Source organism: Rhodococcus sp. GA1 (genome assembly GCF_024321955.1).
Taxonomy (GTDB): Bacteria; Actinomycetota; Actinomycetes; order Mycobacteriales; family Mycobacteriaceae; genus Rhodococcus; species Rhodococcus pyridinivorans.
In genome coordinates this window covers 929,973-941,163 of sequence record NZ_CP097186.1, presented here as the reverse complement: position 1 = coordinate 941,163, position 11,191 = coordinate 929,973, and the positions used below count along the sequence as shown (strand labels likewise).

Here is an 11,191-nt window from a genome sequence, read left to right as displayed (position 1 = left end):
GCCTACTTCCTTCCCTCGCCGAACACATAACTGTGCGAACGCAGCACGTCGAGCCAATCGTCACCCGGACCAAACCGGACGACGGACCAGCCGAGATCCATCAGATCATCCTCGGCGGTGTGATCCCTGCCGGAACCTGGAGTGCCGTCATCTACGAACACCGCGGTGGGGCTGTTGTCGCTGCGGAACACGAAGTCGACAGACACCGAGCCGATGGTTTCGTGAACTCCATCGGGGAGCGTGAACTCGTGCTCGACCAGCAAGTCCACGAATGCCCGCTCGGCTTCGGACCGGCACTCGCCCCGCAACCCGTCGGCAGCACCCGTTCCGACACCCGCCGGGGTGTCCGTCGCGGTGCGACTACCGGCCAGTTCGAGTAGCAACGCGCGCACCGCATGCCGATCGATCCGCTGGTGGTCCGACTGGTTGCTGTACGAGAGCAAGCAGTCGTAGCAAGCTTTTTCGCACCGTTCGGTCGCGCCCTCCGCTTGGTCGAGGTCGTTGCCGTCGACGTCGAAATGCGCGATCTGCAGCGCGCGGCGCGCGGCGCGCGGCAGTGCGTCGGGTTCGCCGTGCAGACGGCGCAGCACACCCGCGCCACCTTCTGCAGATTCGGTGAACAACATCCGGGACCGCTCCTGCGTGTCCGGCATCGCCTCACTCGACAGTTCGGAATCCTCGAGCTGGAATTCAGCCTCGATGCCGCGCTCGAGCGCGTATCGCAGTGTGGTCGCGACGACCTCGTCGACAGGTGCAGTCAGGCGCAGCACCGCAATGTTGCGGGTGTCCTCGACGAACGGGATCACCTTCTGCTTCGTCGGTGTGTCGGCCGCGTCCTCGAGATCCTCATCCTGTGGGGTCGTGTCCGTGGCGTCCTTCTCGCTGAGCCAATTGCCCTTCACGGTGTCGAGCCAGTAACCCAGTTCGTTCGGATTCTTGCGGCGACGCCGACCCAGGTTGGTCACCCGCACCACGGCGGTATCGCCGTAAGTGAGGGACGCAATCGGACCGTCACCTCCAACGACTTCGGCATCGAGGCGGCTCAGGCGAGGGCCGGACTGGCTGAACCGGAACGACGTCTCGAGCTCGAAGCCCGCGCGGCGCCGTTCTTCCTCGTCGGACGAGATCCGTTCGCGGCGTCGCGTGAAGACCGTCTGCATCCGCATCAAGTTGTAGCGCGGAACCCCCAGGGGTGCAGCACAGTTCTCGCACACATCGACGCCGGCTTGCCGCACGTGGTGGTAGCCGCACTCATCGCAGCGACGCGCGTCCTGAAGGTCGACGGTGCCCACGCCACCGGAAGCCATCGGCACCTGAACCCGGCGCACCTCGTAACGCGCACCCTCGTGGTAGATGAGCGCGCCCGGGCCGAACTCGCTGATCGCGAGGAACCGCGGGCGCTGCAGGTAGTCGCCTCCGTCCATTCCGGCGCCGGAGGCACGAACCCCGGGAATGTAGGCGGCGAGCGGAAGCCTCGGGAAGCTGTAACCAGGCAGGAACCCCTCGGAAGCGAAGTATCGGTAGGTGTAGAAATCCGAATGTCCGCGATCCGAATCCTCGTTGCGCAGCAACCGAAGCTGACTCTCCGCCTCGCGCCGACGGGCTTCGGCGCCGGCTCGGGCCCTTGCGGAGACGGATGTATCGAGCACGATCCGGTTCTGTTCCTGCTGATCGGCGAGCGCCGCTCGATACAGCTCGCGCCACCGGTCACACGCACTGTCGAACGACCTCGGCGCTGCCGCGATCACCGCTTCGGCCCAACCCTCATGCCACCACGCGGAGGTGCGTAGCTCGCTGTGAAGCGGGGCAACGACCGCACGTGCGCGATCGGTCGCGCGACGGATGGTGTCTTGGTCGGTGAGTGCGCGCGCCAAGTCGGGCAGCAGAGGCATCCCCTCCGCGTCCAGATCGAGAAGCTGAGGCATCCGGGTGCGCAGGTCCGCCCCGGTCTCGGCGAGCCACAACGCGTGCAGATGCGAAGCGAGAAGCGATTCGTTGGTCAGGTCGAGTCGCGGGGCTGCGACGGACCCGGCAACCATGTCGCGCGAACGCCGGAAGTAGTACTGGTCGTGCGCGTTTCCGGTAGCACAGTACGTGACCACCAGCGCCGGCTGCCCGGATCGGCCGGCGCGGCCGCTGCGCTGGGCGTAGTTCGCCGGCGTCGGCGGAACGTTGCGTAGTCCGACCGCGTTGAGGCTTGCGATGTCCACGCCCAGTTCCATCGTGGGAGAACAGAACAGCAATGGAAGCTCGCCGGAACGGAAACGGTCTTCACGGTCCTGTCGAGCAGACGTATTCACCTGCGCGGTGTGCTCCCGTGCGTGCAGGCCGGCCAATGTCATCGCTGTGTTGCTGTAGAGATCGCGGAAGAACGGATTGATCCGGGCACCGCGCTCCGGATCTACGCTCATCCGTAGTGGTGAGGGGGCTGCGGTGCGGCCGTCACCGACGGTCCAGATCAACGCCGATGCTTTCAGCCGATAGCTCGGGCCGTCCTGCTTCGGGAGGTCGATTTTGGTGAGCAATCCGGTTCGTTCGAAGACAACGAGGAGATGCTCGATGATCTCCTGGGCGTCGGCTGTATCCAGCGATGAGCCATCCGGATTGGTCAGACCGCTGCGTTCCCTGAGGAATTTGCCCAATGCGGAACGGCCCGTCAAGCGAACCTCCGCCCGGGGCCGGCCCGGTGCACCCGTGCGGGTCGACACCGATGCCAAAGGAGGAGCAGGCTCCCGGGGAGGTAGCGACCAGAGTCCCGTCAGATGTTGCTCGGATTGCCGTCGGAGGCGCCCGTGACCATCTTCGGTGAGGCAGTACACGTCGATGGCAAGCTCGCGCCGGAACTCGTCCAGAACGATACGGCCCAGATCCTCGCGCTCACCGGGGCGTGCATCACGCAGCGCTGCAGGACAGTCGTCCCACAGGTGGGTGTCGGCGGCGATTTCCCGCAGAGACTCGTAATCGATGCGCAGCAGGCCGGTCTGTTCGAGATTCGGCATCGTGACCCGCCACCCGCGCTGGAGGTCGGTGTAGAGGCGGTACTCGATGAACTCCTTGAACGCGCGTTGGGCGGCTGTGCGCGGGCCGTAGACCGCGTCAGGGTGCAGCGCGTAATCCGCGAAGTCCAACCCCAATGCTTCGACGACGCGCTGGGCGACGTCGTCGTGCCGAAGCGGAGATGTGCTCACCGCCCGGTACAGGGCACCTCGCAACTGCGTGATCTGCACGAAGTCGTTGAAATGTCCGGCCTGTAGGCTGGCGTCCTGCCGATTGTCGACGAACGTGAGTAGCTTCCGCGCATCCTCGTCGAGTTCATCCGCTGGCAGTTGCTTCAACGCTCGGACGATCGCTGCACTGATCACCGATACCGCCGAACTGCGGCCCTCGGCATCGAGCGTGGCGAGCTTCGCAAAGTCGCTGCCACGGCTCTGCTCGTAGGAGACCTTGCAGCGTAGGCAGAATCGAAACGGGGACGGCACGTATGCGGCGATCAGGCCGTCGGGGGATTCCGCTCCGGACACATCGACGCGTACCAGCCGCGGCTGGTATTTGCGCAGCCGGTCGAGTACCTGTCCATCCGCGAGCCAGGATTCGGGGAACCGTCCCTCGGCCAACGGGTCCGCGGGCCATGGTTGGTCGGCAGATACGTAAAGATAGCCGTTGGCCTCGTCGCCACCGCTGGCATCGCGGTCGCGGCGCGGCCGGTAACGAACCGTGCCGTGGTCGTCGGTGCGCGCCACGACGAGATACTCCTGGCCGCACTCGCGGCAGAATGCCAGCGGCATCAACGCCTTGTCGGCGTCGCCTGGAACGGCTACCTGATACGTCGAGGTGACGTGCCGCCGGTCCTGCGGCTCGATCGAGACGTATACCGTGTCGCCCTTCGAGAAGAATTGGTGCAACCGGAAGGCGAACAACGGTCGATGAGTCTCCGGATGCCGAACCGACGATCCCGCGAGCAGGGTGGCGCGGATTGCCTGTTCGCACTCGTCGACGGTGCATGCCGTCTGCGCCGCCAGCCTAGCTGCAGACTCGCGGACCCGTGCAGGCTGCTGACGCACGATTCGGCCGGTCTCGGGCTCTTCGTCCAAACCGAAGGTGGACTCGATCCAGGTAGCGAGGGCGGAGGAGGCGAGTGCGTCGTAGTCCCCTCGGGCGCCGCCACGTCGGACGTCGACGGTTAGACCCGCAACGTCGCTCGGATCGCCGAGGGTGGCTCGATCAAGTGTTTCCCCGATGACCCGATCGGCGGTGACCGGAGCCCCGAAGATCTGGCTCGCCACCTGCGCGACGACATTGCGCTGGTCGTCGACGGTGCCAGCACTCGCCATCGTCGCCGACGTGCCGACACACTGCAGGTCCGGCGATTGGCAGGCATCGCGCACGCGCCGAACCAGCATCGCGACATCCGCGCCTTGCCGGCCTCGATAGGTATGAAGCTCGTCGAGAACGAGGAACTGCAAGCCCTGCGCCGCCTGCACCAGGCGCCTGCGCTCTTCGGGGCGGGTGAGAACCAACTCGAGCATGACGTAGTTCGTCAGCAGGATGTCCGGCGGATCGCGCAGGATCCGCTCGCGTTCCTCCCCCTTCTCCTGCCCGGTGTATCGGGCGAACGTCACGGGCTCGGCACCCGTCGCGTACCCGTACCGCAGGAACTTCTCGAGCTCGCCGACTTGACTGTTCGCGAGTGCGTTCATCGGGTAGACGATGATCGCCTTCACCCCGGGAGTGCGCTCGGGCATGCGGAGCACCCGATCGACGATCGGAATGATGTAGGCCAGCGACTTACCCGACCCGGTGCCCGTGGTGAGCACATACGACAGGCCCGTGCGTGCCGCCTCGACTGCCTCACGCTGGTGCTTGTGCAGCGTGATCGCTCGGGCACCCCGATCGGAAGAGTCCGACTTGGGGCGGAAGATCCGTTCGCATTCGGGGTGTAGAAGCCCCTCGGTCACCAGGTCGCCGATCGCGCCGCCGCGGGCGAACAACGGATTGAGCGCCAGCCACGGCTCGGGCCATTGCTCGCCGCGTGCCACCAGTTCGTCGACATGCTGTTTCAGGCGGGGGTCACGCACATCGACAGCGGCGGTGGTGAAGGATCGGTAGTCGTCCACCAATTGGCGGTGTACGTCGAAAATATCCATCTCAGTCACTCACACGCGCCGCAGAATCGCAGGCGACCGGCGGTGAGAGGTACAAGCGCAGGTGGCGATTTCAGCATGATCAAAGGTGCATCTCCTGGACGTCTGTCTGGCTAACAACTTAGTCGTTTCTCGGGGGCGAAATGTGACACGTGCCCCCGTGTGTTGCTCTGCAACTTGGACGCGACCTCGGACGGCCGGTATCAGGTGCTTGGCGCGCGCTATGCAACGAGGTCAGCACTACGGCACGGGCACCGCACCGCCCGCCCGTGCTCGTCATCCGGTAGCCACCCGTACTCGTCGCACCCGTCGCATTTCTCAGGCACGACCCGCGGCACCGCCAATCCCTGCCACAGCGGTAGCCACGCCTGCGCGTATCTCATGGGGTTCGCGGGGCGGTGCGCGGCTTTCGCGGTCGCGACCAGCTTCGGGACCCCGTGCGTCTCGATCAGTGCTTCCATGGCTGCCGCGACCTCAGGCTTTATGTAGGTGAAGATCGCAGACAATCCCGCTTCCCTGCATGCTTCTGCCAGGCCGGCTACTGCTGGACTGAGCGATGCGGTCGCAACGCGAGGCGCGGTGTTTGTTTTCGTCCTTGGAAGATCAGTACTTAAAAGATCGCCTGGCTTTCCGTTGTCCGCCGCACCGCAAGTCGGTTTTTCAGGCGTCGGGCCGGTGACGGGTTCTTCGTAGATCGTTTGGATGGTGATCCACTGGCCGCGCTCGTTCTGAATCTTTTCCCGGATCAGATACCCGAGTTCTGCGAGTTCGCGGAGTGCGGAGCGAATCGCGTCGCGGCCTTCCTTGGGGGAGTGCCCCGCGATCGAGTCGGAGCGGGTGCGCCAGTCGTCCGGTTTGGACAACAGCCAGATGAGTACGCCGCGTGCTCGGAAGGAGAGGCGCTCGTCGTTGATGACGGCGTTGCTGAGGATGGTGAAGTTGCCGGCAAGGCGCGGTCCACGACGCACGCCGCCGGCCAGGGTATTCTGGCCCACGTTCGACTCCTGTTCAGTCGGACATCCGGCCCGTCGGGAGTTGCCGCTCCTGGCGGGCCTTCTTCACTTGTGACGTCACGCGGATCGGTGACGATCTCGAGATCATGGCATCACGTGTACAGAAAGCGCAAGGATGCGACGGATGTTCGCCGCGTCCAACGGATTACGTCGGGCGCAGCGAACATCCGGGCCGATATTGGGCTTACCCCAGGTGGCGCAGCGAACGGCCGTCGGTCAGCTTCCAGTCGCGCCAGCCGTTGCGGGCGCGGTCGACCCTCTCGATCAGAGGAGCTGACGGGTCCGAGTACGTGTGTCCTTCGACGGTGATGTTCCCGGCGGCCGTCACCGTGGCGACGTGAGATGCGTTTGTTCGAGGGTCGTGGAAGCGCAGTTCGTCTCCCTCCTTCAGCAGGCCGTTGCACATGTGTTCGTATAGGGCACCGGTGCTACCGGGGCTGACCCACTCCTCGACAATGACCTTGTCTCCGGCGTCGTTACCTGCGGCACCGACCAGGTTGCCGACGGCTCGACCGAGCAAACCTGCTCCCGCTCCGATGGCCCTACCGGCTGCAGAAGCGGCGGAACCACCCGCCGCGACGGCGATGCTGCCGACTTCTGCCAGGGCATCGCCGACCGTCGGCTTTTCGGGGTCGACCCACTCCGAGACCTGTTGGCCTCTGGCCAGTGCGAAGCCGTCGAGATCGCTTCGAAGTTGGGTGATGTCGTGCGCGAGGTTGTGTGTTGCGCCCCAGCGAAATCCGTCGAGGCGGTTCATTCGCGAATACTCGGACAAGTGTTCCCGCGCGTGATTGAGGAGCCTGCCGTCCTGCGCGGTGTGCTTGGCGAGCAGGTCACGGGCGTCGGCGAGCACCACCTCGAGGTGCTCGGGCTCGACTGCCTGTACCCGCGCGATACGCAACCGCTGCCACAGGTACAGCGACTGCTCACTGACCACCAGGAGATGCAGGGTTTCGCCGAGGCGGTTGTCCTCCACGGCTCGCCTGAGGTAATCGGCACGTTCGTTGATCGGTTTGGTCGGGTCGAAACCGGCGAGGGTACGTTTGATGTGTTCGCGGAGTTGTTCGATGGTCCGTATGAGTTCCGGGCCCAGCCCGGCTACGGATTCCCAGTCGGTATTGGTGAGGACGTGGTGTTCGTCGAGCCGTCCGACGAGGCGCTCGAGCACGACGTAGTGGCCGCGGACGTCACCCGCCCGCGATGCTTCGGCCAATGCCAGTACGCGCTCGACTTTGCCCTCGACCCGCTCGATCGATTGCTGAACCGAGTCGATTGCGGTGGCGAGCGCCACCTGTACGGCGAACATCTGAACGGACAGAAGTTTGGCGGGCGCCAGGTTTGCTGGTTGCCATTGCACCTGGTGACTGAACTTCCCGGCGGAGTTCCTCAGGACTCCGTGGAAGTATCCATCCCCGGTGGGGATGGCATGGTTGCTCTGCAGATTCTTTACGGTCTTCGGGGCCAGCCGGACGAATTCTCCCGCCTGGGCTGCCAAGGACCAACCGCCTGCAGCGGCCGCGGCTGCGTGGCCGGCCATGGTGGGGGAGATATCGGCTGTCTCGATGGCATCTTCGGTGAGGAGGCGAAGCTGCGCGATGTATTTGGTGACCACACTCTGATCGCCACAGACCAGCAGTCCTTCCGGCTCGACGCACAGCGTCAGATCCGTATCGGGTTGTTCGTCCATCGGGACGACATCCGTGCCCGTAGCCCCTACCAACTCGCTCATCTGCCTGTTCTCCTCCGATCGGCCCCGACGGACCGGGAAACTACCCTGCGGTTCGGACATCGCCGCAAAGGGGACGAACGTAACAGCGTGGTTGGTGATCAGTGCAGAGACTGTAGTAGGGCGCCTATCAACGCGCTGAACCGAGCTTCGCTCGCGCTACACGCGCGGCGAGCCTCGGTTCAGCGCGCGAGAGTTATACCGACGCAGACGGACCGGAGGTAAGACCACGGTCAGCTGGTCTACGAACCCTCCACCACGTCACCACTGGATGGCGGCGACCGAATCCAGCGGCTCGGTGATCGCCTCCGCCGCGACCTGCAGATCCGCATCACGCAAGGCCTGCGGGAACTGCAGCAGTGCGCGCTGTTCGATCTCGGTCAACGGCACCTGGAAGACCCGGAACTCGTCGAGATCGAGCACCTCGAGCTGGTCGAGGTTCTGGCTCAACAGGAAGCCTCGGGCCTTGAGCTCGCCGTTCTCCACGAACACGAGCACTTTCCAGAACTCGCGGGGGATCTTCACCCTCCGGAACTCGCGGTCGTCGTCCGCGAACACCGGACCGCCGAACACCGATACCTTCAGATCATCGACGTCCACGTCTGCGAAGACCGCGTCCTCGAGCTTGCCCCAGACGCCGTCGCGGGCGCTCTGGTTGAAGTCGTCCATCTGCGGGGTGATGTTGGTGTAGAAGAACGAGTCGGTGTTCGCCTTCTTCGCCTCGCTCGTGCTGCCCCACAGCAGGTCGGCCCGTCGTGCGAGATGCCCGCGATCGAGTCGGTTCGCTCGGTACAGCTCGTTGCCGACCTGGGCGTCCGCTGCCAGGCGTGGATCCTTCACGAAGTCGATGTTCTTGCGGCTGAGCTTCTTCATGGATCCGCCGTCGATGTTCCACGCCACCCAGGCCGCGAACCGGCGCGACTTCCGCATCGTCAGCGAGAAGTGCGTGTAGTGCAGCACCTCGGACCCGTCGTTCGCCTTCGCGATGTCGGGCTTCACCTCGGCCGTTACTTCGGGAAGCGGGACGGGCGTCGACAGGAAGTTCGGGTCGTAGCCGACGGCCGCGACCGCCTCTTCCGAGGCCGGCGGGGTGAGAGTTACACCCAGCTTCTCGAAGACGGACTGCGGCAGGCACGCCAATGCGTGTTCGTCGGAGTTGCCGTTGGCCTCGCCGGCGAAATGCAGACCGGCGAGGACGGTGGTCGCCGCGCCGGTTCCGGATCGGAACATCCACGCCGCTCCGGAGTCGCCGCCGCTGCTGATCTCACCGTCGGCTGCCGGGTGCTTCGGGTCGGGTCCGATCTCGAACCCACCGATGGACTTCGTGCCGACCCCTCGATACGTGATCTTGGCGATCACATCGACACGACGCACCAGACCGTGGGTGATGCCGGTGGTACGACCACTCTTGATCACCTTGTCGCCGAGCTCGGGTTCCCCGATCGCGTCCGGGACCACGCCGAGCCCACAGATCTCCGGATCGAACTGCCGATCCTCGACCGTCGCCACGGCACAGTCCCCGGCCGGCCCCAGGTGCGACCGCACAAGTCGTCCTACCCGGTTGTCGTCGATGCGGTTGTCGTCGTGCGGACCGGGTTGGACGATCGTGTCACCCACCCGACCGGTCGCGTTGTGCAGCACGTGCCAGTTGCTGAGCATGTACGGGGTATGGTTGTCGACGTCGTAGACGGCAGGGAGTTCCCCCAGAAGTGAGGACATCGTGAACACTGGATCGTGAGGATCCAGAGGAAGAGATGTCACTGATGGCGATGAAGGCATACTCGGCAGAGTTCAAGGCCGATGCCGTCGCGCTGTACCTGTCCGACCCGAACCACACCTATGGGGGCATCGGCAAGGACCTGGGGATCAGCCGAGAAACTTTACGCAACTGGGTACGCGCCGAACGTAAACGAACTGGTACATCCGAGACCCCACGTCCACCCAGGACCCTGAGCTCAGGGCTCGAGGTATCGTCCGAGTCCGTGTTGGAAGAAGAGAACAAGCAGCTCAGAGCGCAGATCCGGAAGCTCGAGCCGGAACGGGAGATCCTGCGCAGGGCCGCGAAATATTTCGCGGGCGAGACGAATTGGTGAGCCGCTTCGAAGTTCGTCGACGACCACCGCAACACCTTCCCGGTGAAGTGGCTGTGCCAGATCCTCGAGGTGTCCCGCTGGCGGTTTCTACCGATGGCGGGCCTCGGCGCCGGCCCGGACCGAACGCGCCCGCGCCGATCAGGAGTTGGCCGAGCAGATCCGCGTTATCCACGCCGACTCCGACGACACCTACGACCGCGGAGCTGCGTGAGGCCGGACTCGAGGTGAACCACAAACGGGTCGAGCGGGTGATGCGCGAGCACGGGATCGTCGGGGTCCACCTGCGCAAACCGGTGCGCACCACCGTGCCCGCCCCGGACGCGGCTGCGGTCCCGGATTTGATTCAGCGGGACTTCACCGCGAGCACACCGAACACCCGCTACGTCGGGGACATCACGTACCTCCCGGTCGGTGACGGCAAATTCCTCTATCTGGCAACGGTATTGGACCTGCACTCCAAGCGTCTGGCAGGGTGGTCGATTGCCGACCGTATGCGCACCGAGCTGGTCACCGATGCGCTGCGGGCGGCCGCGTCGGTGCGCGGTGCCGGTGGGTTGGGCGGCGCAATCTTTCACAGCGACAATGGGGCCCAATACGCGTCGACGGAGTTCGCCGCCGTGTGCCGGGAGTTGGGAGTGATCCGGTCGCGGGGTGCGGTCGGGACGTCGGCGGTGGGCGCTGCAGCGGAGTCGTTCAACGCGACGTTGAAACGGGAGACGCTGCAGGGCCGCAAACGCTGGAACGGTGCCGGTGAAGCACGTACTGCCGTGTTCCGCTGGGGCACGCGCTACAACACGAAACGAAGGCACTCCACCCTCGGTCAAATCTGTCCGATCGACTTCGAACATCAATCGGCTACGCTGGCCACCGCCGCATAGAAACTGGTGTCCACATCTCTGGGGGAACGCCCGCATCCGATCGTCCCGGCACTGACACTCGTGTGCCCGACGCTCACACCCGGAACGATCGGATCCAGCCGCGTCTTGCGGGGCGGCGTCGCTGCCTCCGGGACGCGGCGGAATGCGGGTTCGTACGATCGTTCGATCACATCGGTCGGAACCTCCACACCGTTCACGGTGATGCTCTCGGGAAGCGGGGAGGTGCCCAGTGCTTCGAGAGCCTCGGGCTCCGATACCTTCTCGTTCACCGTGAACTGCACGGCGAGCTCGTCGGTCGGTTTGCCGTCCACGTGTTTGTAACCGGCTCTTCGCACTTGGT

At 64.8% G+C, this 11,191-nt stretch carries 5 protein-coding genes and 1 pseudogene; 1 reads left to right on the top strand and 5 read right to left on the bottom strand.

Annotation, left to right across the window (positions count from 1 at the left end):
* Positions 1-2: 2 nt before the first annotated feature.
* The 4 genes from M3330_RS04480 to M3330_RS04465 all read right to left on the bottom strand — a co-directional run bounded on the left by M3330_RS04480 (position 3) and on the right by M3330_RS04465 (position 9,599).
* Positions 3-5,144, bottom strand: a complete 5,142-nt coding sequence (locus tag M3330_RS04480) for a DEAD/DEAH box helicase (protein WP_255027138.1) — start codon at positions 5,142-5,144, stop codon at positions 3-5.
* Between the two features lie 218 nt (positions 5,145-5,362).
* Complete coding sequence (locus M3330_RS04475) at positions 5,363-6,136, bottom strand: helix-turn-helix domain-containing protein (RefSeq protein ID WP_255027137.1); 774 nt, start codon at positions 6,134-6,136, stop codon at positions 5,363-5,365.
* A 202-nt stretch (positions 6,137-6,338) separates the two neighbouring features.
* Positions 6,339-7,883, bottom strand: a complete 1,545-nt coding sequence (locus M3330_RS04470) for a hypothetical protein (RefSeq protein WP_255027136.1) — start codon at positions 7,881-7,883, stop codon at positions 6,339-6,341.
* A gap of 258 nt (positions 7,884-8,141) precedes the next feature.
* Positions 8,142-9,599 carry a DNA/RNA non-specific endonuclease gene (locus M3330_RS04465; protein ID WP_255027135.1) on the bottom strand — a complete coding sequence of 486 codons (1,458 nt, stop codon included), beginning with the start codon at positions 9,597-9,599 and terminating at the stop codon, positions 8,142-8,144.
* Between the two features lie 44 nt (positions 9,600-9,643).
* Between M3330_RS04465 and M3330_RS04460 the strand changes: the two are divergent.
* A pseudogene (locus tag M3330_RS04460) lies at positions 9,644-10,851 on the top strand (IS3 family transposase).
* Here the strand turns inward: M3330_RS04460 and M3330_RS04455 are convergent.
* The gene (locus tag M3330_RS04455; protein WP_255027134.1) at positions 10,821-11,162 is read right to left on the bottom strand and encodes a hypothetical protein; all 342 of its coding nucleotides are present in this window, start codon (positions 11,160-11,162) and stop codon (positions 10,821-10,823) included. The pseudogene M3330_RS04460 and the gene M3330_RS04455 overlap by 31 nt on opposite strands.
* Between the last annotated feature and the right edge of the window lie 29 nt (positions 11,163-11,191).

What these genes read in the sequence shown, in the direction of transcription:
- M3330_RS04480 (WP_255027138.1), bottom strand. Translation starts at nt 5,144, where the DNA reads ATGGATATTTTCGACGTACACCGCCAATTGGTGGACGACTACCGATCC.
- M3330_RS04465 (WP_255027135.1), bottom strand. Translation starts at nt 9,599, where the DNA reads ATGTCCTCACTTCTGGGGGAACTCCCTGCCGTCTACGACGTCGACAAC.
- M3330_RS04470 (WP_255027136.1), bottom strand. Translation starts at nt 7,883, where the DNA reads ATGAGCGAGTTGGTAGGGGCTACGGGCACGGATGTCGTCCCGATGGAC.